Source organism: Natrinema amylolyticum, assembly GCF_020515625.1.
GTDB classification, from domain to species: Archaea; Halobacteriota; Halobacteria; order Halobacteriales; family Natrialbaceae; genus Natrinema; species Natrinema amylolyticum.
Genome location: NZ_JAIWPJ010000001.1, coordinates 1767979 through 1789602 on the forward strand (window position 1 = coordinate 1767979; position 21624 = coordinate 1789602).

20 protein-coding genes and 1 pseudogene are annotated in these 21624 nt (G+C 63.7%); 9 read left to right on the forward strand and 12 right to left on the reverse strand.

Annotated features, from left to right (window positions below; genetic code table 11):
* Positions 1 to 71 precede the first annotated feature (71 nt).
* The 3 genes from LDH66_RS08680 (at position 72) to LDH66_RS08690 (ending at position 3481) form a co-directional block, all read left to right on the forward strand.
* On the forward strand, positions 72 to 1937 hold the full coding sequence (locus LDH66_RS08680; protein ID WP_226480659.1) for a molybdopterin biosynthesis protein: 1866 nt from the start codon (positions 72 to 74) through the stop codon (positions 1935 to 1937).
* 129 nt (positions 1938 to 2066) lie between these two features.
* On the forward strand, positions 2067 to 3041 hold the full coding sequence (locus tag LDH66_RS08685) for an ABC transporter substrate-binding protein (protein ID WP_226480660.1): 975 nt from the start codon (positions 2067 to 2069) through the stop codon (positions 3039 to 3041).
* On the forward strand, positions 3038 to 3481 hold the full coding sequence (locus LDH66_RS08690; protein WP_226480661.1) for a desampylase: 444 nt from the start codon (positions 3038 to 3040) through the stop codon (positions 3479 to 3481). The genes LDH66_RS08685 and LDH66_RS08690 overlap by 4 nt, the downstream gene beginning before the upstream one ends.
* Before the next feature lie 373 nt (positions 3482 to 3854).
* Here the strand turns inward: LDH66_RS08690 and LDH66_RS08695 are convergent, their stop codons facing one another.
* Positions 3855 to 4301, reverse strand: a complete 447-nt coding sequence (locus LDH66_RS08695) for a hypothetical protein (protein WP_226480662.1) — start codon at positions 4299 to 4301, stop codon at positions 3855 to 3857.
* Between the two features lie 684 nt (positions 4302 to 4985).
* Between LDH66_RS08695 and LDH66_RS08700 the strand changes: the two are divergent.
* From LDH66_RS08700 to LDH66_RS08710, 3 genes and pseudogenes are all read left to right on the forward strand, one after another.
* Positions 4986 to 5534 (forward strand): annotated as a pseudogene (locus LDH66_RS08700) (eCIS core domain-containing protein); the annotation flags it as partial.
* A gap of 424 nt (positions 5535 to 5958) precedes the next feature.
* Complete coding sequence (locus LDH66_RS08705) at positions 5959 to 6366, forward strand: DUF7958 family protein (RefSeq protein ID WP_226480663.1); 408 nt, start codon at positions 5959 to 5961, stop codon at positions 6364 to 6366.
* Positions 6363 to 6800: a DUF7958 family protein gene (locus tag LDH66_RS08710; RefSeq protein ID WP_484549485.1), complete on the forward strand. Its 438-nt coding sequence runs from the start codon at positions 6363 to 6365 to the stop codon at positions 6798 to 6800. The genes LDH66_RS08705 and LDH66_RS08710 overlap by 4 nt, the downstream gene beginning before the upstream one ends.
* A 205-nt stretch (positions 6801 to 7005) precedes the next feature.
* On the opposite strand, the gene LDH66_RS08715 is transcribed toward LDH66_RS08710, so the two are convergent.
* The 4 genes from LDH66_RS08715 to pdxT all read right to left on the reverse strand — a co-directional run bounded on the left by LDH66_RS08715 (position 7006) and on the right by pdxT (position 10327).
* Positions 7006 to 7317 carry a HalOD1 output domain-containing protein gene (locus LDH66_RS08715; RefSeq protein WP_226480665.1) on the reverse strand — a complete coding sequence of 104 codons (312 nt, stop codon included), beginning with the start codon at positions 7315 to 7317 and terminating at the stop codon, positions 7006 to 7008.
* 46 nt (positions 7318 to 7363) lie between these two features.
* Complete coding sequence (locus LDH66_RS08720) at positions 7364 to 8521, reverse strand: bacterio-opsin activator domain-containing protein (RefSeq protein ID WP_226480666.1); 1158 nt, start codon at positions 8519 to 8521, stop codon at positions 7364 to 7366.
* A 131-nt stretch (positions 8522 to 8652) separates the two neighbouring features.
* Positions 8653 to 9633: an acetamidase/formamidase family protein gene (locus LDH66_RS08725; protein ID WP_226480667.1), complete on the reverse strand. Its 981-nt coding sequence runs from the start codon at positions 9631 to 9633 to the stop codon at positions 8653 to 8655.
* A gap of 76 nt (positions 9634 to 9709) precedes the next feature.
* Positions 9710 to 10327 (reverse strand): pyridoxal 5'-phosphate synthase glutaminase subunit PdxT, encoded by a 618-nt coding sequence (gene pdxT, locus LDH66_RS08730; RefSeq protein ID WP_226480668.1) that lies wholly within the window; start codon positions 10325 to 10327, stop codon positions 9710 to 9712.
* Between the two features lie 104 nt (positions 10328 to 10431).
* On the opposite strand from pdxT, the gene LDH66_RS08735 reads away from it, so the two are divergent.
* A complete protein-coding gene (locus LDH66_RS08735) occupies positions 10432 to 10833 on the forward strand; it encodes a pyridoxamine 5'-phosphate oxidase family protein (RefSeq protein WP_226480669.1) in 402 nt (133 codons plus the stop codon).
* 13 nt (positions 10834 to 10846) lie between these two features.
* On the opposite strand, the gene LDH66_RS08740 is transcribed toward LDH66_RS08735, so the two are convergent.
* A complete protein-coding gene (locus LDH66_RS08740) occupies positions 10847 to 11998 on the reverse strand; it encodes an NAD(P)/FAD-dependent oxidoreductase (protein WP_226480670.1) in 1152 nt (383 codons plus the stop codon).
* Between the two features lie 151 nt (positions 11999 to 12149).
* On the opposite strand from LDH66_RS08740, the gene LDH66_RS08745 reads away from it, so the two are divergent.
* Positions 12150 to 13037 (forward strand): MBL fold metallo-hydrolase, encoded by an 888-nt coding sequence (locus tag LDH66_RS08745; protein ID WP_226480671.1) that lies wholly within the window; start codon positions 12150 to 12152, stop codon positions 13035 to 13037.
* A 457-nt stretch (positions 13038 to 13494) separates the two neighbouring features.
* Here the strand turns inward: LDH66_RS08745 and LDH66_RS08750 are convergent, their stop codons facing one another.
* From LDH66_RS08750 to LDH66_RS08775, 6 genes are all read right to left on the reverse strand, one after another.
* Complete coding sequence (locus tag LDH66_RS08750; protein ID WP_226480672.1) at positions 13495 to 14535, reverse strand: deoxyhypusine synthase; 1041 nt, start codon at positions 14533 to 14535, stop codon at positions 13495 to 13497.
* Between the two features lie 449 nt (positions 14536 to 14984).
* The gene (locus LDH66_RS08755) at positions 14985 to 15836 is read right to left on the reverse strand and encodes a hypothetical protein (RefSeq protein ID WP_226480673.1); all 852 of its coding nucleotides are present in this window, start codon (positions 15834 to 15836) and stop codon (positions 14985 to 14987) included.
* 170 nt (positions 15837 to 16006) lie between these two features.
* Positions 16007 to 16378: a DUF8011 family protein gene (locus tag LDH66_RS08760; protein ID WP_226480674.1), complete on the reverse strand. Its 372-nt coding sequence runs from the start codon at positions 16376 to 16378 to the stop codon at positions 16007 to 16009.
* A 137-nt stretch (positions 16379 to 16515) separates the two neighbouring features.
* A complete protein-coding gene (locus LDH66_RS08765; protein WP_226480675.1) occupies positions 16516 to 17283 on the reverse strand; it encodes a Nif3-like dinuclear metal center hexameric protein in 768 nt (255 codons plus the stop codon).
* Between the two features lie 107 nt (positions 17284 to 17390).
* Positions 17391 to 19856: a cbb3-type cytochrome c oxidase subunit I gene (locus LDH66_RS08770; RefSeq protein WP_226480676.1), complete on the reverse strand. Its 2466-nt coding sequence runs from the start codon at positions 19854 to 19856 to the stop codon at positions 17391 to 17393.
* A 315-nt stretch (positions 19857 to 20171) separates the two neighbouring features.
* Positions 20172 to 21017 (reverse strand): glycerophosphodiester phosphodiesterase, encoded by an 846-nt coding sequence (locus LDH66_RS08775; RefSeq protein WP_226480677.1) that lies wholly within the window; start codon positions 21015 to 21017, stop codon positions 20172 to 20174.
* Positions 21018 to 21124: 107 nt separating this feature from the next.
* Between LDH66_RS08775 and LDH66_RS08780 the strand changes: the two genes are divergently transcribed.
* Entirely contained in the window at positions 21125 to 21382 is a 258-nt protein-coding gene (locus LDH66_RS08780) for a hypothetical protein (RefSeq protein WP_226480678.1), read from the forward strand.
* Positions 21383 to 21624: the final 242 nt, after the last annotated feature.

Below are 21624 nucleotides of genomic sequence, written 5' to 3' on the forward strand. Positions count from 1 at the left end.
AGACGACAGACGGCGATCGGGACTGCAGCGAGTCGACCGACGTTTTTAGCCTCGGCGTCCGAAGGACCGCTATGAACCGCAAGGAATTCCGCGATCTCGCCTCCCCCGCGGAGGCGCGCGAGGCGATCGACTCGCTGGGCCTCGAGGGCGGCATCGAACGCGTCTCGCTCGAGGACGCGCGCGGCCGGGTGCTCGTGGCGCGACTCGACGCCGAACTCGACGTGCCGGGGTTCGACCGGGCGAGTCTGGACGGCTACGCCCTCCGGGCCCGGGACACGTTCGGCGCCGACGAGGCCGATCCCGCTCGTCTCGAGGTCGTCGGCGAGGTCCACGCCGGTGCGAAACCGGACGTGGCGCTCGAGGAGGGAGAGGCCGTCGAAATCTCGACCGGCGCGGTGATGCCCGACGGTGCGGACGCGATGGTCCCCGTCGAGCGAACTGATACGGACGCCGACGGCGACGCGGTTCTGATCCGGACCTCGGTCGCCCCCGGCGACAACGTCATGTTCGCGGGGGCGGACGTCGCCGCCGGCGAACGCGCGCTCGGTCCCGGCACGACGATCACGCCCCGCGATATCGGTCTGCTGTCGGCGCTGGGAATCGACGAGGTGCCCGTCCGCGCGAAGCCGACGGTCGGCATCGTCTCGACGGGCGACGAACTCGTGCGGCCGGGGGAGGACCTCGACAGCGAACGCGGCGAGATCTACGACGTCAACAGCTACACCATCGCCGCGGGCGTCGAAGACGCTGGCGGCGAAGCAGTCCTCTACCCCCACGCTGGCGACGAACAAGACGAGATGGAGGAGATTCTGCGGACCGCGGCCGACGAGTGCGACCTCGTGCTCTCCTCGGGGTCGACCAGCGCGAGCGCGGTCGACGTCATCTATCGGGTCATCGAGGAGCAGGGCGAGTTGCTGCTCCACGGCGTGAGCGTCAAACCGGGGAAGCCGATGCTGATCGGTCGGCTGGACGATTCGGCCTACGTCGGCCTCCCCGGCTATCCCGTCTCCGCGATGATGGTCTTCCGAACCTTCGTCGCGCCGGCGATCCGCGAGGCGGCCGGGAGGCCGGAGCCGGCGTCCGCGACCGTCTCCGGCCGCCTCGCTCGGCAGGAGCGGTACGAGGAGGGCCGCCATCGGCTCATGCCGGTGGGGATCGTCACGGATGGCGACGGCGAGACGCTCGTCTACCCCGTCGACAAGGGCAGCGGCGCGACGACCAGCCTCGCGGACGCCGACGGCGTCGTCGAGGTCGGCCCCGAGACCGATTACCTCGAGGCGGGCGAACCCGTCACGGTCACGCTGTTCTCGCCGGACGTCCGCCCGCCGACGCTGTTCGGCGTCGGCGAGGACGACCCGGCGTTCTCGCGGCTGCTCGACGGCCTCGAGAACCCGCGCTATCTCTCGGTCGGAAGCCGACCCGGCCTGCGGCGACTCCGCGAGGGCGTCCCCGACATCGCCGTGGCCGCGGGACCGCTCGAGAGGGAAGTCGACGCGACCGAACTCGGCCGCTGGGATCGCGAGTGGGGGCTAGTCGTCCGGACCGGCAACCCAGTCGAGATCGAGGGGCTCGCGGACCTGGTCGATCGCGATCTGCGGTTCATCAATCGGACGACGGATTCGGGGCTTCGCTCGAGTCTGGGCGCTGCGGTCGCCGACCTCGCCGCGGAGCGGGACACGGACCGCCACGAGATCGTCGACGCGATCGACGGCTTCGATCTCGGGCTGCGCGCCCACGAGAGCCCGGCCCGCAAGGTCATCGACGGCGACGCCGACGCGGGCCTCGGCCTCCGCGAGACCGCCGACCGGCTCGATCTGGGGTTCGTCCCTCTCGGCGAGCAACCGGTGCGGGTGCTGGCGAATCCCGACCGGACGGAAAAGGACGGGGTGAGTGAGCTCGAGCGAGCACTCGAGGACGTGTCGTCGCAACAGAGATAACGCGAGAGACACGGATCGCCGCCACGATAGCGGAACGGTTCACTTTTGCTTCTTCCGTGCACACAGTCGCTCTCATCACACCTCTTATCGAGGCCGCCGTTTTTGGTCGCGCGCTCCCTACGACCGACCATGCGAATCGTCACGACGCTCCCCTCGGCCACCGAAACGGTCGCCGCGCTCGGCCGCGAACCGGTCGGTGTCTCCCACGAGTGCGACTACCCGCCGGCGGCCGCGTCCGCACCCGCTGTCACCCGTTCGAGAATCGACGCCTCGGGCTCGAGCGGCGAGATCGACCAGCAGGTGCTCGAGACCGCCGACACCGAGGGCGGCGTCTACGACGTCGACGTCGAGACGCTCGCGGAACTCGAGCCGGACGTGATCGTCACGCAGGGAATGTGCGACGTCTGTGCGGTCGACGTGGCGGTAATCGAGGACGCCGTCGACCGGATCGATGCGGATCCCGAAATCGTGCCGACCGACCCCCACAGCGTCGGCGACGTGCTGGGAGACCTCGAACGGATCGGCCGCGCGATCGGCCGAGAGGAGCGCGCTCGCGAGGTCCGACGCGATCTCGAGTCGCGGATCGAAGCGATCCGGATCCGAACCGCCGATATCGCTGCCGAGGACCGTCCGCGCGTGGCGGTCTTCGACTGGACCGATCCCGTGATGGTCGCGGGCCACTGGACCGCCGAACTCGTCGACTGGGCCGGCGGCGAGTACGGGCTGGCCGACGTCGGCGAGGCCTCGAGTCCGCGCGAGTGGGACGACATCCGCGACTACGACCCCGAACTCGCCGTCGTCGCACCCTGTGGCTTCGGCCTCGAGCAGACCGCGCGGAACAGAACCGATCTCACCGAGCGCGACGGCTGGGCGGATCTCACTGCAGTTCGAGAGGGCCGCGTCTGGGCGATGGACGGCGACCACTACCTCAACCGGCCCGGGCCGCGGCTGGTGGACACGCTCGAGGCGCTGGCACCGATCGTCCAGCCCAACCGGTTCGACGGGCCGGCCGCGGATATCGCGGTTCCGTTCGGGGAACTCGAGAACCTCGAGACGGCACGTGACAAATCGGAGTCTCGAACCGAGGTCGACTCGAGCCCGTGATCGTCCTCCCGACTGTCGTTCGCGAGGCGATCCTCGAACGCGCCCGCGACGGCGAGCCGGACGAAATCTGTGGCGTCCTCGGCGGCGAGTTCGAGCCCGACGGTCGGAGTCGCGTTCGATCGCAGTATCCGGCCGCGAACGTCGCCGACACGCCGCGGACGCGGTACGAGATCGATCCCGAGGAACAGCTGGCTATCTTCGAGCGCCTCGAGGACCGGGGCGAGGAAATCGTCGGCTTCTATCACTCCCATCCCCGCGGGCCGCCGCGGCCGAGCGCGACCGACGCCGCGCGGGCGACCTGGCCCGACCGGTCGTACGTGATCGTCTCGCTCGAGCCGCTCGAGGTGGGATCGTGGCGCTGGCGGACAGAGAACGAGGACGATACCGATGGGAACGTGACGACTGACGAGGAATTCGAACAAGAACGGATAGTCGCCTGAGCGTCTTCACGAATCCGCACGTTCCCGATTACGATTTATCCCACTTACGGAGCGGGCCAACAGCTATCGGGAAGTGGGTCTGTAATATTCCATAACAGAGTCGTCAAATCATCGATCAACCAGTCCCAGAGAGCGAAGTTGGGCACAGTTAGGGCACCATTCAGAACCTTCTGCCCGAGAAAATTTTCTCTCACCGCAATCGGGACATCGACCGTCGGGATACCGGACCATATCCAATTGAGACGAGGATCACAGTATAGGTCTTCTGTAATCCGACACGGGTTAGATCTAATTCTCGAATTCAGCCGTGATATAGGCGATAAACCCGTCCCGTGAGCTCGGGATCGGTCACGAGTATCTCCGCAGATCACTCTCAGTCGGTCGTCTCGTCCTCGAGTTCGTCGGCCTTCCGCCTCGCCTCGGCCGCTTGCTCCCGGAACTCCTCGATCCGCTGGCTGAGCTTCTTTCCGGCGGTGTAGGTGAACTCGTCGGGCATCATCCCGTACTCGATGTCGAGGGTGATCATCGTGTCACAGCCCTCGATGATCTCCGGTGCCCAGCTCCCCTGTGCCAGTTTCGACTCGTCCGTGACCACCGCCTCGCCGTCCTCGACGTCGATGAACGCGCTCACGATGTTCCAGATGTTCGGATCGCTTGAGCTGACCTCGTCGAACAGCCCCTCGAGCCGCGAATCCTTGAGCTCCTCGTCGCGCAGTTCCGCGAGGAGGTCCTCGAGGCCGTCGGCTATCTCGTCGTATCTAGCGGCGTCCTCGCGGAGGTCGGCCGGGGACTCGTTCGGGTCGTTTCGCTTTCCCGTCATCGTCTCTCCCCCGTCGCGTCGCTGTCGGCGATCATATCGGAAGGTATCGGCTTCGGAACCGTAAACGTACGCTTCCGGGACGATCATGCTCCCTGCTCGTACCGTCGCTCGTTCACTCCCCTCCTGTTCCGTCTCCGCTGCTGAACTATTTCGCTCGAGTTCGGCCAGCAAGTGAGTGCGTGTCGTCTCGTAGGACACTCGGCTAATGGCCGACCCAACACGACACCATCTCTTAAAATTTAGCGTGTGTAGTAACAGTAAATACTATTGTTGCGGACCCAAAACGACCTGGATATCACAGCGATGGGACGATATTCTTCGCGTTCGGGACGCTCGTCCGACGAGGAATCTGATTCCTCGTCCGCGGTTCAGCGACAACAGTCCACTGACTCGAGCGTATCAGTACACCGAACGAGTGACGAGGGGACGACATCAGCGGACTCAGCAGAGATGCCTGCGTCGCTGGGCTCGTTCGGGTCGACGGCAGAGCGAGTGCAGCGACTGAAAGAACACACCGACTCGTCACAATCGGAGACCGCTTCGGACTCGATCGGCGCACTGGATGCTGCGGCACGCCTCCAGCGCGCGAAGCAACGGACGGACTCGAGTCTCGGGCCGACGTCGACTAGCGGGTTGGGCGCTGCCGAGCGCGTTCATCGAATCAAAGAATCGATCGGAACAGGGCTGTCTCGGACAGCTAGCGGTCCCCGTCTCGGCAACAAATCGAGTCGCGGTGCCTCGAGCGCACTCCAGCGCAGTGCGGAAGGCGGGGCTCAGAGCGGCGCGGCCGGTGAGACACAGGTCCCGGAGGGCGTTCGGGACGTCATCTCCTCACCCGGCCGGTCGCTGGATACGTCGATCCAGCGGGCGGTGGAAGACCGGATGGGTGATTCGCTGGGTGACGTGCGGATTCATACTGGTCCAAAGGCTGCCCAGGCATGTGAGCAGATCAATGCACGGGCGTTCACGGTCGGGAATCACGTCGCGTTTAATTCCGGCGAGTACGATCCGTCTTCGCCGGAAGGCCAGCACGTTCTGGCTCACGAGTTAGCCCACGTACGCCAACAGACTGGCGGTGCGGTGTCGATGCTTCCACAGGAGAATTTGGGGCTCGAGATCGATCCGGATCCACAGTTAGAGCGGGAGGCGGAGGAAACTGCCCAGCGTGTGATGGAAGGTGGTGAATTGGGAATCCAGCGCTTGGGACAGACGGAAGTCCACATCCAGCGGTTGACCGAAGGTCGTTTGTCGTCGCTGAAGGAGGCGGTATTTGGGAGTAATGAGAAATCCGATCTGTCGCTGCAAGACATCGGTGAGAAATCCGGTGTCGACGACCGCCTCTATGCATTAGCGGAAAATCAAAAGCAACTGCAGGCCAGAGTCGACGGATTATCATCCACGCTCGAAGGTAACCTTTTCCAGAAGATGGGTGATGCAGGAACTGGGGAAGCCCTCAAGATGGGAATGACCGAGGCCGGCAAAGAGTCCGGGCTGCCTTTCGGTAAAATTATTGGTTCCCTGTCCGGTGCTGCGCTTCGTAGGCGATATACAATAATCGCGAGAAGGTACTCGATATTCTCGGGCTCAAATCACAGACCAATGTCGATAAGTCACAGAAAACAGGAACGGGTAGTGATCCGACTGGAGTGAGAGAATAATGAATGGTACGGTTATCGGTGAAAATGAAGTGGGTATCGGGGTCGATATCAATGACAATAACGGCGTAATTCACGAAATATCGATTGAAAAGGGAAGTTGGGAAATCGTGTATCATGAACAAGAGGGCTATCCGGATGACCCAGACGACCGAACAGGTGAGGGGAACGAGATGGTTGATCAAGCGCGGGATTATGCCAAATGGTACGTCGCTCAGAACACCGAGTATGACACAGTCCCGTGGTACCTGCGGAGTGACCAGATCGAGCAGGTCGAAAATGTAGTCGCGGATCTCTCCGAAGACGACCTGAAGCACCACTTCCATCACTACTATCAGCAACTGGCCGGTGCGTACGACGCCACTATCGCGCAACCAAACCCGATCCCGTGCCCGCAGGTGTGGCGATGAACGAATATCGAGAACACAAACTCGATATTTACCTCACCGACGACGGAAGTGAGATTGACGCCACCTCCGGAGTCCACGTGATATACTACGCCGATATCAACGACGATCGCATTATTCAGAGTGACGACCCTTATCCGGACCGCAAACCTGATACGCGCCTCGAGCACGTCGTCATCGACATCGACAGGGGCCAGTTCCGAGAGTTTCTGGTCTATCACCTTCGGTGCCAGATTCGGGATAGCTACCTCGCTCGCGGTGAGGAACCGCCCGAAGAATATCGCGTCCTCGGTCCGGGGACCGACCATATGATGGTTCGGTGTATGAACCGCGATTTCAATCCACAATATCACGATTATAATGCCACTATCGAGGGCTACCGAGCAGAAGATACGTTCAACGCTGGCGTCTTCGGCCAGCTATTGAGTCTATTTTAAACTGAACTAACACTCACGTACAGACACGCACGGTCTCGCCCACATTCAACGGATGAGCACGACCGACGTGGATCAGCTCCGGGCGCGACTCGAGGAGCGCCCCAACTGCTCGAGTTCGCGGAGCGCCCTTCACGCGGTTGAGAACCCGAGACGGCCCGAACGGGACTCTCGAGGCACGCTCCGAAACTGCGACTTGCGGACGCGTTCAGTTCGCCGGTGGGTCGACGACGACACAGCCGTCGCTCGAGACGGTCACTCGACAGCCTTCGTAGGAGAAAGAAACGTCGATGGGGTGGTCTCGCGCAGACGTCACGAGATCGGTGAGCGCTTCGGGGTCGATCGTGTGGTAGAGCGGTGACATCGCGTCGGGCTCTTGATTCGTCACGGCCGCCACGGCTTCGACGATCTCGAGGACGACCGTGGTGGGACCGTCGTCGAACCGGCCGCGGATCTCCGAACTGTCGTCACCGACCGGTCGGGATGGGGAGGGACTGGAGTGAGCTGTATCGTTACTCATTGAATCCAGTATCGCAGATGTCGTCGTAAGGAGTGACGCTGACTGGTCAGTGTCCGTCCGCGCCGGACTTCTCGAAGAGGTGCTGGAAGACGGTCCGCTCGGCCTTGCGGAGGTGCTGATTGAGGGTCTGGCGGGTGACCCCGAACCGGTCCGCCAACTCGTCGCCGGTGCTGGTCCGCGGTGTGTCGAAGTAGCCGCTGAAGTAGGCGGCATCGAGTGCGGCCAGCTGTCGGTCGGTGAGCGCGTCCGCGACGATGTCGTACAGCAGTTGGGGTGAGTAGACGAGTTCCTCGGCGACCAGTTCGGCCTCGGGGTGAAACCGCCGGATCTCGTCGCCGGCCTGCCGGTGGTCCACGTCGCCGGGGAGTTCGCCGCGGAACCTGACCTCGTCGGACGCGATAACGATTTCGCGGGGGCGGCCGCCGAGCGCAGAGAACACGTGGGCGACCGTCTCCGAGTCCGAGTGGGCTTCGATGCGATTGTAGCCGTCGACCGAACTGAGCAACCGCGCGTCGAGGTAGTGGGGCACCTCTTCGACGGCCGTAACGAACTCGCTCGCGGTGAGATCCGACGTCCCCATGTACTGAACGGTGGTCCCGTCGGGGAGTGAGACGACGGAATCGATGTCGATCCACATCCGTTCGTCCTCGACCCGCAGCGAGGGCGGAACCGCCGATTCGTCCGCGCGGAACTCGAGCAGTCTGACGTGGTCGCTGGTCAGTCGCTCCTCGTGGCGCTTCAGCGCTGTTACGTCCTCGAACGCGAAGACGACGAACTCGACGCCGCCGTCTTCGTCGAACAGCGGTGCGGCGTTGCTCGAGAACCACCGTTCGGTGCCGTCCGGGAGTTCGATCCAGTGTTCGAACCCCGACTCGGGATCGCCCGACTCGAAGACGCGCGTGACGGGATGGTCATCCACGGAGACGGGTGTCCCGTCGTCGTAGCAGATGGTCCACTCGGACGAATCGTACGGACGGCCGACGAGCTCCTCGCGCGAGAGCCCGAGCGTCTCCGACGCGCGGTCGGTAGCGAAGGCGATACCGCCCGTCGAATCGATCACGAGGGCGGCGACCGGACACGCGTCGAAGAACCGTCGCGCGAGGTCCGCGGGAAGCGCCTGGGGAGAGGCGTTCTCGCGATCGCGCTCGTTCGTCTCCCGCTCCGACGAATCGTCGTGAAAGTCGCCCGTTGGCGAGTCCGTCATTGCGCCGCTGTCCGCTCGCTGTCCGCGGGGGTCACCTCGAGGCGATCGCTCGCCGGTTCAGGGGATAGATACCGGTTCATAGCACCGATACGGTGCCGACGGATAAATGCGTACCACCGGTCCCGTTCCTGTCACGTCGATCGACGCCGTTCCGCCGGAAAGAGGCGCTCCGGAAGGTACGCGGAGACGACCCAGTTCGGAGCGTTGACCACCTCGTTGAGTTTCAGATCGACGGCGGCCGAGCACAGGATATAGGCGTCGCTCCGGTCGAGTCCGCGTTCGTCGTGCAGGTGGTCGACCATGTTCCGGACGGCCGTTCTGGTCGCCGTCATCAGGTCGTCCGCGATCCCCGTCGTCCCGTACATCGGCTCGTCTCGGCCGCTCGGCGTGAACGGTCCCGCGGTCTCGAACTGGGGCTGGTCGATCGACAGGTCCGACCGGAGATCGAACCGACAGGTGACGTCCATCGGCGCCTCGATTCCGGTCCCGCAGACTTCGCCGTCCCCCTGCGCGGCGTGTCCGTCGCCGACGCTGAACAGGGCGTCGTCGACCGCGACGGGGAGGTACAGCGTCGCGCCCGCCGTGAGTTGTTTGATGTCCACGTTCCCGCCGACCGACCGCGGCGGGAACGTCTCGTGGGTGCCGTCCTCGGCGGGTGCGACGCCGAGCACGCCGGGAAACGGATCGAGCGGGACCTCGATGTCGTTCGCGAACCGAGCGACATCGCCGTCGAACTCCCAGACGTATAGCGCCGGCTCCGGGAACTCGTCGGCCAGGAGCCCGAGCTCCGCCTCGCCCGGGAGGACCAGCGTGTACCCCCAGCCCCGGTGGTCGACCTCGAGCAGTTCGATCTCGAGGACGTCGCCCGGCCGAGCGCCGTCGATCGCGACGGGGCCGGTCAGCGTGTGGACCCGGTCGACATCGAGGTCGGCGACGTCGGCGACGGTCGAATCGGGGCCGAGCTGCCCGCCCGTCGAATCCCTGCATGCGAAGCGGACGATGTCGCCGGGCTCGATCGTCTGGACCGGCTCGAGGGTATTGTCCCACGCGCTGTGGATCGCCTCGTCGTCGGCAGCTATCTCGTACGTTGTCGCGTCGTGTCCGCTCGACATGTAACCTCAGCACATCGCGTGCCGGGATAAAACAGTCGCCCGCCTCGCCTCCCTGCCGCAGTCTCCGCTGGGCCGACTACTGCGCGTCCTCGAGCGCCGGTACCGCTGCGGCCTCGTTCTCGAAGAAGGCCAACCCGTGGATCCGGCTGTCCGGGGTCAGTTCGGGGTGGAAGGAGGTCCCGACGACGGGACCGTCTCGGACCGCGACCGGGCGGTCGTCCCACGACGCGAGCACGTCGGCGTCGCCGACCGAATCGATGACGGGTGCGCGGATGAACACCGCCGGATACGGGTCGTCGAGACCCGCGACCGCGAGCGGTGCTTCGAAGCTGTCCGTCTGTCGGCCGAAGGCGTTGCGCTCGACGCCAACGTCGAGCAGTCCAAGTTCGTCGACCCGGTCGTCGCCGGCGTCGCTCGAGGCGACGATCAGGCCGGCACAGGTCGCGAGCAGGGGTTTTCCGGCGGCGACGTGCTCCCGAATTTCGGGGGCGATCCCCTCGCTGTGGATCAGTCGGGAGATGGTCGTCGATTCGCCGCCGGGCATCGCGAGCAGGTCGCAGTCGGGGACGATCCCGGAGTCCCGGATTTCCCGAACCGTAATCTGGCGGTCGCGAGCCGCGGCGGCGCGTTCGATGGCGGCCGCGTGTTCCTCGACGTCGCCCTGGACCGCGACGACGCCGGCAGTCAGTGACATGACCGCGGGTACGAACGGTGCGGTGAAAAAGTTCGCGCCACGGGACCGGCGCGCCGGCACCGCCATGGCGGTCGCTTTTGCCGTTCCCCGTCGGCGATACGACCGTGACGACGGTCCCACCGACGGCGGAACGGCTCCTCGAGAGCGAGCCGCTGATGGCGCATCTGGGAACCTGCGTCGAGGGGCGACCCCACGTCGCGCCGGTCTGGTACCGCTACGCGGACGAGACGGTCGAGATCGTGACGACGGGTCGGAAACTGGCGAACGTTCGACGGAACCCGCGAGTCGCACTCTCGGTACAGAGAGACGAGGCGGGGCACGCGCAGTGGACGGTGACGCTACTCGGGACGGCGACGGTCGTCGAGGACGAGGCCGAGACGGCAGCCGCCCGCCGCCGGATCAACGAGAAGTACGACGCCGACGCCGACGCCTACGCGGAAAACGCGCTGGTCCGGATCGACGTCGGGTCGGCGACCTACCGGACCTACGACGACGCGCTCGAGTGATCACCGGGCGGCCTCACTCGCGTCCCCTGCCCGGCGACGGCTCGCGCAATCCCGGATGCGTCTCGAGTTCGCGGACGCGTCGCATCTGCGCTCGGAGGTCGGGCGGGCTTCCGGGTACCGAGCGCTCGAGGTCGCTCTCGATGCCGTCGCTGTCCGCACCGTCATCGTCCGCTTCGTCGCTCGCCTCGAGGTCGTCGAGCGACTTCGGGAACGGCCGGAGGTCCTTGTGAAGCGCGAGGCCGGCGTAGGCACCGTCGCCGATGGCGATGGTGGTCTGGTTCTGGCCGTGGGTGACGTCGCCGACGGCGTAGACGCCGTCGACGCTGGTCTCCCGGTCCTCGTCGACGGCGATGGCGCCGTCGTCGCGCAGGTCACAGCCGAGATCGGCCGCGAGGTCGGCGTTGTACGCGGAGCCGTACATCGCGAACCCGCCGAGGTAGTCCCGCTCGGTGCCGTCGGCGAAGGAGAGTCCGCCCAACCACGGCGGCTCGTCGTCGGGGATCGTGTCGTCCTCGTACGCCGAGACGACCGCCGTGTCGACGACGTCGACCGGATGGGCCTCGAGTTGCCGATCGGTCTCCTGGTCCCACTCGGGCTCGCGGTCGTCGAGCAGGAGGTCGACGTCGGCGGTGAAGTTGAGCATCGTCATCGCGACGTGGGCCGCGCTTTCGGTGTGACCGAGCACGAAGACCGGCCCGTCGCCCAGCGTGTACGCGTCGCAGTGCAGGCAGTAGTGCAGGCCGCGGCCGGTGAACCGCTCGAGTTCCGACACCTCGGGGCTCCGATCGCGAAAGCCGGTCGCGAAGACGACCCGCCGGGCGTCGACCGTGGCGTGGGTGGATTCGAGTCGAAATCGGGGGTCGTCGCCGCCGCCCGGAGTGCCGTCGCCGTCGTCACCCAGTTTCGCCACTGACTCGACGGCGTCCGGGAAGAAGTCTCCGCCGTAGTGCTCGAGCTGGTCGACGGCGTGGGTCGCCAACTGTTCGCCGGAGACGTTCTCGGAGACGCCCAGCAGGTTGTGGACGTGGGTGACTCTCGCGTGGCGACCGCCTTCCTTCTCGAAGAGCACGGTGCGGTGGCCCAGCCGGGTCGCGTACAGCGCTGTCGTCAGCCCCGCGGGACCGCCGCCGACGACGGCGACCTCGTACTCGAGTGGATCGCTCATGGCAGTCTCGTCGGACGGCCAGCCGGTTGAGGCTACGCCGTGCATATGCGGCCGGGTCGATCCCGGTGTCACCGCACGCTCGTATCAGACGCAGTGGCAGTCTCGGCAGCGTCGAAAGGGGTTGAAACGGGCGCGCAGTGGAGGGAAATCCATGAGCCAGTTCCGTGCCGCCGACATCGAGTTCCCGACGGCCGAGACGGACGACGCCGACCTCGAGAACGGATCGATCTTCTTCGTTGGGACCGCGACGGTGATCATCGAGTACGCCGGCTTTACGATCCTCACGGATCCGAACTTCCTCCACAGCGGCGATCACGTTCACCTCGGCTACGGGATCACGTCCCGACGGCGGACCGATCCCGCCATCGAGATCGAGGAGTTGCCGTCGATCGACTTCGTCCTGCTCTCTCACTATCACGGCGATCACTTCGACCGCGTGGTCGAAGAGAAACTCGACGAGGACCTGCCGATCGTGACGACCCACCACGCGGCCGAGGAACTCGACGAGAAAGGGTTTCACGAGACCTATCCCCTCGAGACCTGGGAGGAGTGTCACCTCCGGAAGGGCGACGCGCGGCTCACGATCACGGCGATGCCCGGCCGCCACGGCCCGCCGGTCGTCTCGAAGGGGCTCCCCCCGGTGATGGGCAGCATGCTCGAGTTTCGGTCCGACGACGAGGCGGCGAGCCCGGACGAGCCGCCGCTCGTGCGGCTCTACGTCTCTGGCGATACGGTCGTCTACGACGCGCTCGAGGAGATCCCGGAGCGCTACCCCGAGATCGACCTCGCGTTGCTCCACCTCGGCGGGACGCGGATTCTGGGCGTTCTCCTGACGATGGACGCCGACCAGGGCGTCGAAGCGGTCGACCTGATCGACGCGGAGACGTCGATCCCGATCCACTACAACGATTACGAGGTGTTTCGATCACCGCTCTCGAACTTCAAGGCGGCCGTCGAAAAGGCGGGGCTCGAGGATCGGGTGGACTACCTCGAGCACGGCGAGACCTACGAGTTCGAACCGCCGTCGGATCGTCGTTAGATGCCAGGTGAACGGGCAGTGCGGCAGACCTCTGTGTCACTTCGGCTTCGAGCAACCGGTGTGCGGTGGCGCGCGCTGAACCGCAGTGAGCGACCAGCGAACTGCGGTTCGATCTGTGCGAGGGATGAGCGAACGAAGTGAGTGAATCGGTTGGGGAGGGCGTGGAAATCCCCGTTGCCACGATAGCAGAGCCACTGTGTTCGTTTCAGTCTCACCGACGACGAGCGTCCTGCTCATGCTGGCAACACGGAGTAGCCACGCCCTCCCCAGCCGATTGCGGTCCTCGCTCCCGCTGGTCGCTGTGGTCCTCATCCCTCGCGCAGTTTCGGTCCGCGTCTCACTGATCGTTCGACGCGGCCCAGCGCGCGCCACTGCACGTCGGTTAACCAGTCTCGAGCCGATGCGGTACGCATCGAGGGCGAGCGCAGTGGTGTCGTCTCCCGCGAGCGCCGTGCGATCAGTTTTCGAGTCGTTCGCGCGCGGCGGCGACCACCAGCGGGAGCGTAATCGTCGCGTCGGCGTAGACCGAGACGTTGTCGGCGTCCTTCTCGAGTTTGCCCCACGAGCGGGCCTCGTCGAGCGTCGCGCCGGAGAGGCCGCCGGTCTGCTTGGGATCCATGGTCAACTGGACGGCGTAATCGTAGGCGTCGGGCGAGACGAGCATCGTCTGGAGGGTGAAGTTCTTGGGGACGCCGCCGCCGACGACGAACGCGCCGGCCTCGTCGGCCTCGAAGGCGATATCGGTAAGCGGTGTCATGTCGGCCAGCGCGTCCAACGTGAACGCTCCGGTCTGGGAGTACATCCACGCCTGCAGGCCGAGCACGGAGTCTTGGACGGCCGGACAGTAGATCGGCACATCGTTCTCGTACGCGGCGGCAGCGATGCCGGCATCCTCTTCGATCTCGTCGCGCTCGTTGACCTCGGCGTTGGCTCGGCCGAGTTCCTCGGTGAGCCGCTGGATCGAGACCGCGCCCTCTTCTTCGCACTCGGCCTCGAGCACCGGAAAGACCTCGTCGCGCAGGTGGGACTCGAACGTCGCGAAGAACTCCTGTGGGAGGTAGACGTTGTAGATGCGGTCGACGCCCTCGTCGCGCAGGGTCTCGTCGTGTTCGCGTTCGGTTTTCCCCTCGGCGTGGACCGCGCCGTGGTGGTGTTTGCCGCCGATGGCCTCGATGGCGTCGTGGGTGAGGTTCGCGCCGGTCGTCACGAGAACGTCGATGTGGCCGTCCCGGATCAGGTCCGCGACGATCGCGCGCATCCCCGTCGGGACCATCGCGCCCGCGAGGCCGAAGAAGACGGTCACGTCGTCGTCGAACATCGACTCGGTCACGTCGACGGCCTCGTGGAGGTCCGCCGCGCCGACGCCGGCGTTGCCGTACTCGCCCGCGAGTTCGCCGACCGTCATCCCCGCGCGGACTTCGGCGTGGCCGACCGGATCGTGCGAGAAGGTCTCCCGTTCGGGGTCGTGGTGGTCGTCGTGATCGTGGTCGTTGCTCATGTTCACGCGTCCGCAAGCCAGCGGTTTCAACGTCGCGATTCCCTCGGTCCGTCGCCTCGCACATCGCGATACCGGGGACGCGGTGTCGCGACGATCAGTGCTACGAGCGTTCCGATCACGGGGATCCGCAATGCGACCACCGGCCGTATCGGCTCTTCAGCAGCGGTTCCACACTACCGAATGTACTCATCTTCGTGCCGGAAATTCCCACTACATTCAATGATATACTATTCCAATGAAATTTATAATTGTTCCTATGATGGAGAATATGGCACCAAGTACAAAAAGAACGGCAAACTCATTAAGTAATATTAATATCTGGAAACAAATAACGCCCATAATTGTTATTTGTAGCCCGGCAAAATTGAGCCATCCGAATTTTGGACTCATCTATAGTAGATACACAGTCACTACGTCTATTTGTATTATAGTGCCCGAATATATTTATGCTATATTATCTCTGCTTGACTCATCTCCAAGTTAGTACCATCATCAGAGGTTGTAATCGTGGAATCGTTCACCTGCCAGTCAGGAGAAAACTCGAGGGCAGGGCCGTCCGAACTGAATGATACCGATGGGTTAATCGAAATATTTGCCCAAGCGTGAGTGTATGCTACATTTATTACACGGTCTTCCGGATCCCAGTCTCCAACAGGTTCTAAATAAAGTCCGCAATTAGTACCATAAACTTCATCTTCCTCCTCTTCATCAAGCCCCTTGTATACGGTGCAATTCGGTAGGGAATCCTCCCAATCAAGAAATGCTTCTTTGTCATCTATATTAAACCCGGTTCTACCCCTGCTGGGGTCGTGGACATCCTCATTCCATTCTGAATGCTTTGGTGTACTCATAGCGTTTTCCCCACCTCCAAATGCAAGTTCAAAAAATTCGTTTTGGAAGGAGTTCCAAGCAATTCCTACTGCGTCGTTGGGGTCCGCTCCGGAGCTTTTGTTATTCCATCTCCCTCGCAGACATTTCACTCTGTAATCGTACGAAGTTTCTACAAATATACCCACTCTGTCATTGAATCCTTCTTGTACCCCAAGAAGTTCTACTGTTATACCACCGTCTTGGGGGTCCTCTATTTTTTGGGTGCCAACACTACCACTCGTGTTAGCTTCATTGACACCTAATTTGATTGATTTCGTGAATTCTTTTGATCCAGTACGATAGCCATTGTCTTCGAGGAAATCCGTAGCCGCTTCTATTCCTTTTTTATCTCTGATTTCATTTGCTTTCTTCATGTCACCCTTTATATTGCTACTCTCACTGGATCTTGCAGTACTAACTGTCGCTCCCATGCTGATAGTACCGACACCAATCGTTTGCAACAATTTCCTCCGTTGCATACATGCAATATTTTCTTGATATAATGTAATATTTTATATTTTATATATTTACATTTATTTAGACTTATTTAGTTCTATAATGTATTTTATGAAATACGCTCCTATCTGCCAACGGATCGCCATCAGAACCCCGTTGGGACCTCGAGGTACATCGTCTCGAAGCATCTGATCCGGTCACGAAGGTCACTCACCCGCTGTCGTCGCGGTGAATCACGACAGCAGCAAACGAAGCGCCACCGCGACAGCGCGACGAGCAGTCCGATCGCCGTCGCCCGCAGGACGATCGCTGATCGCCGCCGGTCCGTCTGCAACAGTTCCGCGACGCCCGACAGCCCCGCCGAGGTGGCGAAAACCAACAGCAGGATTGAGCCACCGGCACGGAGAAATTCGAAGTACGCGTACAGGGCGACGAACGCGAGCGATCCGCCGAGGAACGCTCGTGCAGCGCACCACCCCCTCGGTTCGTCCAAGACAGCCGTAAGATGAAGGCCCATAACCTCGTATACTGGCTGGTCGAAGTAGAAAGTGCGACCCACCCTCTCGGTCCGTCCCGACGGCCGTCCGCTCTCCAGCGAATCGCGAATTGGCTTCGGGGGAGCGAACCGATCGCCGGTCCGCTCGTGGACGGTCGTCAGAGCCCCGTCGGCACCTCGAGAAACCTCGTCTCGAGGCCCCACTCCTCGACCAGGTCCTGCAGCGATCGCACGCCGAAGGTCTCGGTCGCGTAGTGGCCCGCGAGGAAGACGTAGATTCCTGCCTCCTGGGCCTCGTGGTAGGCCTTCCCTTTCCCCTCGCCGGTCACCAGCGCGTCGGCGTCCGTTGCGGTGGCCTCGCCCAGCCAATCGACCCCGCTGCCGGTGACGATCGCCACGTCCTCGATCTCGTCCGGACCGAACGCGAGGTGCTGGACGGGCTGGCCGTCCGTGTCGAGGTTCTCCTCGAGGCGCTCACGCAGCTCGTTGGGCGCGTACGGTTCCGTCGCCGTTCCCCGCTGACCGATGTACTCGGGGCCGAGTTCGCCGAACGGGGTTCGGTCCTCGAGGCCGAGCAGGTCGGCGACGCCGGCGGCGTTACCGAGTTCCTGGTGGCCGTCCAGCGGGAGGTGCGAGACGTACAGCGCGAGGTCGTTCTCGATCAGAGGGGCGATCCGGTCGTAGGTCCGGCCCGTCACGCGGTCGAAGCCGCCCCACGAGAGCCCGTGGTGGACGACCAGCAGGTCCGCGTCGGCCTCGATCGCCCGATCGAACGTCTCGCGAACGCCGTCGACGGCGAACGCGACGCGCTCGATCTCGCCGTCGTCCGGCCCGACCTGTAGCCCGTTCGCGCTGGCGTCGAGATCGGCGTAGTCGGCGGTTCGGAGCTCCTCGTCGAGTCGATCGACGACGCTCGAGAGTTCCATAGCGGACCGTTCGAGGGGGGCCTCCTTGTATTCGGTTGATCTCGTTCAGTCGAACGACCTCGAGTGACCCCTTGGCCGTCACACCCCGAAAAACGGCCTCGACCGCGCTACATGAGGTAGAACAGCGGGAACAGGATCACCCAGACGATGTCGACGAAGTGCCAGTAGAGGCCGAAGAACTCGACGGGCCGACTGTCTCGGAGGTAGGCGTTGACGGTCACGATGCGGTATATCATGAACGCGGCGATGAGCAGCCCGAGGATGACGTGGAGGGCGTGCAGACCGGTCGTCACGAAGTACATCGAGTACTGGAGCTCGGTAAACCAGTAGATGTCGTGGGCGAACTCCTGTCCCCACTCGTAGCCCTTGACTCCGAGGAACGTGAACCCGAGCAACAGCGTGGCTCCCATCGACGCCAGCAGCCCGCGCTTGTTCTCCCGTTCGGCCATTGTGAGCGCGATGATGACCGTGAAACTCGAGGTCAGGAGGACGTACGTGTTGAAGAGGCCGATGATCTCCGACGGCGGCACGGGTTCGATCTCGCCCCAGCCGGTGTGAATCCGCATGAAGACGTACGCGCCGATGACTGCCCCGAAGACGACGACGTCCGAGGCCAGGAAGATCCAGACGCCGGTTTTCGTCGTTCCGACGCCGTCGAACGGCCAGCGTTCGGCGATGGCCATGTGGGGCGCGTTGAACCGTTCGCGTCCATACTGGAAGAGGGTGACTCCCAGGACGAGAACGCCGACGATCGAAAGCAGTGGATAGAGAATGTTGGTCGAGCCGATGCCCGACACCTCCGCGCCGCGTGCGGTGGCGAACTCGGCGACGTAGGGAGTCATCCCCGACAGTCCGAGGAACGTGACGAACATGCCGATCCCGATGCCGAAGGGCCAGATGCTCGCGTGATCCTCGTGGTCTCCCTCGAGCGACTCGGCTTCGCCGATCCGCTCGTGTGCGGCCGCACCGCCGTCGGTCGCGGTCGAATCGTCGACGAACCGGAGTTCCCCGCTGGCGTAGCTGGGCCGGTTCGGCCAGTTCTCGAGGGGGGGTGGTGAGGTCGTCGCCCACTCGGCGGTTCGCGAGTACGTCCACGGGTTGTCGGGTGCGTCGGGACCCGTGACGAAGCTCTTCGCGAGGGTGATGAAGACGAGCAGGAACGACACGGCGAGGACGTAGGCCCCGACGGTTGCCGCCTGGTGGTAGAGCTGTGCGCCCTCGCCGTAGTGGAAGACGCGGCGCGGCGTCTCCCAGGCGATGAACATCGGGAAGTACAGCAGGTTGAAGCCGAGGAAGTAGACCGCGAAGCTGAGCTTCCCGAGCCGCTCGGAGTACATTTTGCCGGTGATCTTCGGCCACCAGTAGTAGAGACCGCCGATCAGTGCGGTGACGCCCGCGACCATCACGTAGTGGAAGTGGGCGACGACCCAGTAGGTCCCGCGGAACTCGTAGTCGAGGACGACCGCACCGAGGAAGACCCCCGTAATGCCGCCGAGGATGAACAGGACGAGCGCGCCGAGGTTGAACAGGAACGGCGTCGTAAACCGGACGCGGCCCTTGACCATCGTGTAGATCAGCGAGAAGACCATCAGGTCGAACGGCAGCGAGATCCCGATCGTCGTCGCCATAAAGAGCGTCTTGATTGGCAGGTTGATCGTCGTCAGGAACATGTGGTGCATCCAGACGAGGAACGACTGCACCGCGACGAGGACCATCGCGATGATGACCCACTTCCGGCCGACGAGGCGTCGACCGGTAAACGTCTGGAACGTCTCGAACATGATCCCCAGCGACGGGAAGAAGACGATGTACACCTCCGGATGGCCGAAGAACCAGAACAGGTGACCCCACAGCAGGCTCGAGCCCTGTGACGTCGAGGAGTAGTACTGGGTCAGCAGGATACGGTCGGTGAGTAACAGGAGTACCGCTGCCAGCAGCGCCGCGAAGGCGAACAGCATCATCCAGACGGTCAGCAGAATGCTCCACGTGAACAGCGGCATGTTCCACAGGCCGAGGCCTTCCGCACGACAGCGGTGGATCGTCGTGAGGAAGTTCACCGAGCCGAGGGTGACCGACATGACGAATAAGGTCAACGCGAGGATGGTCGTGTTCCCGCCCATCGTCAGCGTGTACCCGGGGTTGTAGATCGGGACGTTCAGCGGCGCGTACATGTACCAGCCGTTAGCCCACGAGGTTCCCTGGAAGAACGAGAGCAAGACGAGAATGCCCGAGAACAAGTAAAACCAGTAACTCAACGCGTTCAGGCGCGGGAACGCCAGATCCTTCGCACCGATCTGTAAGGGGACGAAGTAGTTCGCGAAGCCGAACCCGAACGGGGAGAGAAACCAGAACACCATCAGGAGGCCGTGGATCGAGACCGACTGATTGTACTCGGTGTTCGTGAGCAGTCCGGTGCCGCCGGCCTCCCACAGATGGGCGCGGAACAGCAGCGCGAGAACGCCGCCGGCGATGAGGAAGAACAGCGCCGTCCCCAGGTACAGGATGCCGACATCCTTGTGATTGGTCGTCACCAACCACCGTTTGATCGTCGTCCGTGGCGGAAAATCACTCATACGCGGAGTACACCTCCTCCCTGAGCTGACGCCGCGGCTCGAGTCGATATCGCTTCGAGCCGCAGCCGGCCGTCCCGCTCGCGACTCGACCGTCGAGACGGTTCCTCGGAGAGACGACGAAATCCATAAGCACCACATCCTCCGACGATTCTCTGTATCAAGGTGTCCGGTGCAGTTGCAGGCGATACTTGTCCGGCCGCCAATTCTCTCGTCTCGAATATGGCACTTATCTCCCCATATAGTGCTTCTACTGCCTATTCTCTCGAAACCATGACAACCGGGAACACTCCCTCTCACGAGAGGGCGCTTTCTCGCTCAGTTCGAGCGCTGCACCCGGTCGCTCGAGCCCTCGCCCAATCCGGGGTAGTCCGCGATGATCCCGTCGACGCCGGCCGCCGCGAGCGCGTCGAACTGGACCCAGTTCGTCACCGTCCAGACGTTGACCGCTCGCCCCTCGTCGTGAGCCGCTGTGACGACGTCGATATCGGGTTCGGTATCTGAACCCCCGATTTCTGCCATCTCGACCCGATCCGTACCGGAAATCGCGGTTCGCGGCGGATGGATCGCCTCGCAGTCGTAGCGGCGTGCGATCTCGAGGCCGGCAGCGAGATCGTCTCGGAGCAGCGGGGCGGCGGCGTAGTCGGCGGTCTCGCGCAGCGCCGCGATGGCCCCCTCGCAGAACGACGAGAAGAGCAGGTCGCCGTTGAAACCCGCACAGTCGGCGACGACCCGTTCGACGAACGCCTGCCAGACCTCGCGGCGCTCGTCGCGCTCGTCCGATGGGAGCGACTCGCCGGCTCGCAGATCCCGGGTTCCGGGATTCTTCAACTCGACGTTGACGCCGATCGTCTCAGGGACGGCCGCGAGCAACTCGGCCAGCGTCGGAACCGTCGCGTCGGTGCCGAGCACTCGCGTCTCTCGGAGCGTCTCGAGCGGCGTCTCCCAGACGAACCCGGTCGCGTCGGTCAGCGGTCGGCCATCGCGGTCCCCCTCGAGGCGCTCGTCGTGGACGACCACCGGGGTTCCGCAGGCGGCCGGCTGGACGTCGATCTCGATCATCGCGGTCTCGTCGCGCTCGGCGGCGCGCGCGGCCGCGGTGACAGTGTTTTCTGGTGCGACGCCGGCGTAGCCGCGGTGGGCGATGACGGCAGGGCTGGGCATACCGGATCGACGGGGGGCCGAGTAATGGAAGCTGTGGCGGCCACTCGAAACGGCCACGTGGCGCTTCCCGGCCCGTCTTTGATCCGTCTCCCCCGCGAACCGCCGCTATGACCGAGACCACGCTCACGGACGTCGAACGCGCCCTCGACCGCGCCGCCGATCTCGAGACCGAGGAGGCCGTCTCCGTGTTGCGGACCGCCCGGCAGGACGTTCAGGGTCTGGCGAACAACCCCGACGTCGACGAGGACCGCCGACGGGAACTCGAGACCCGACTCGAGCAGCGGATCCGCGAGGTAACCGAGCGCGACGCCTACGACAGCGGGCTGGGATCGGCGATGAACCCGACTGAAGACGACGCGCCGTAGAACGTCTCTCGAAGTCGCGATCGTCATTCCTCGTTGCCACGTGAGCACGAGTCCCCGTTCGTGTCCCAGCGATTCACTCGTCGTTCATCGCTGGAAAGCGCGCCACCGCGCGTTGATTCGGTCGCCGTTCGCAGTGAGATTACCGTCGATCGCTCCGGAGATCCGCTCGACGTTGCCGTTCGAGCGTCTCCGAGAACCCGGCGAGTTCGGCCGATCTCCGGCCCTTTTATTCGGGTGCCGTC

What these genes read in the sequence shown, in the direction of transcription:
- LDH66_RS08680 (WP_226480659.1), top strand. Translation starts at nt 72, where the DNA reads ATGAACCGCAAGGAATTCCGCGATCTCGCCTCCCCCGCGGAGGCGCGC.
- LDH66_RS08685 (WP_226480660.1), top strand. Translation starts at nt 2,067, where the DNA reads ATGCGAATCGTCACGACGCTCCCCTCGGCCACCGAAACGGTCGCCGCG.
- LDH66_RS08695 (WP_226480662.1), bottom strand. Translation starts at nt 4,301, where the DNA reads ATGACGGGAAAGCGAAACGACCCGAACGAGTCCCCGGCCGACCTCCGC.
- LDH66_RS08705 (WP_226480663.1), top strand. Translation starts at nt 5,959, where the DNA reads ATGAATGGTACGGTTATCGGTGAAAATGAAGTGGGTATCGGGGTCGAT.
- LDH66_RS08710 (WP_484549485.1), top strand. Translation starts at nt 6,363, where the DNA reads ATGAACGAATATCGAGAACACAAACTCGATATTTACCTCACCGACGAC.
- LDH66_RS08715 (WP_226480665.1), bottom strand. Translation starts at nt 7,317, where the DNA reads ATGAGTAACGATACAGCTCACTCCAGTCCCTCCCCATCCCGACCGGTC.
- LDH66_RS08720 (WP_226480666.1), bottom strand. Translation starts at nt 8,521, where the DNA reads ATGACGGACTCGCCAACGGGCGACTTTCACGACGATTCGTCGGAGCGG.
- LDH66_RS08725 (WP_226480667.1), bottom strand. Translation starts at nt 9,633, where the DNA reads ATGTCGAGCGGACACGACGCGACAACGTACGAGATAGCTGCCGACGAC.
- pdxT (WP_226480668.1), bottom strand. Translation starts at nt 10,327, where the DNA reads ATGTCACTGACTGCCGGCGTCGTCGCGGTCCAGGGCGACGTCGAGGAA.
- LDH66_RS08740 (WP_226480670.1), bottom strand. Translation starts at nt 11,998, where the DNA reads ATGAGCGATCCACTCGAGTACGAGGTCGCCGTCGTCGGCGGCGGTCCC.
- LDH66_RS08745 (WP_226480671.1), top strand. Translation starts at nt 12,150, where the DNA reads ATGAGCCAGTTCCGTGCCGCCGACATCGAGTTCCCGACGGCCGAGACG.
- LDH66_RS08750 (WP_226480672.1), bottom strand. Translation starts at nt 14,535, where the DNA reads ATGAGCAACGACCACGATCACGACGACCACCACGACCCCGAACGGGAG.
- LDH66_RS08755 (WP_226480673.1), bottom strand. Translation starts at nt 15,836, where the DNA reads ATGGGAGCGACAGTTAGTACTGCAAGATCCAGTGAGAGTAGCAATATA.
- LDH66_RS08760 (WP_226480674.1), bottom strand. Translation starts at nt 16,378, where the DNA reads ATGGGCCTTCATCTTACGGCTGTCTTGGACGAACCGAGGGGGTGGTGC.
- LDH66_RS08765 (WP_226480675.1), bottom strand. Translation starts at nt 17,283, where the DNA reads ATGGAACTCTCGAGCGTCGTCGATCGACTCGACGAGGAGCTCCGAACC.
- LDH66_RS08770 (WP_226480676.1), bottom strand. Translation starts at nt 19,856, where the DNA reads ATGAGTGATTTTCCGCCACGGACGACGATCAAACGGTGGTTGGTGACG.
- LDH66_RS08775 (WP_226480677.1), bottom strand. Translation starts at nt 21,017, where the DNA reads ATGCCCAGCCCTGCCGTCATCGCCCACCGCGGCTACGCCGGCGTCGCA.
- LDH66_RS08780 (WP_226480678.1), top strand. Translation starts at nt 21,125, where the DNA reads ATGACCGAGACCACGCTCACGGACGTCGAACGCGCCCTCGACCGCGCC.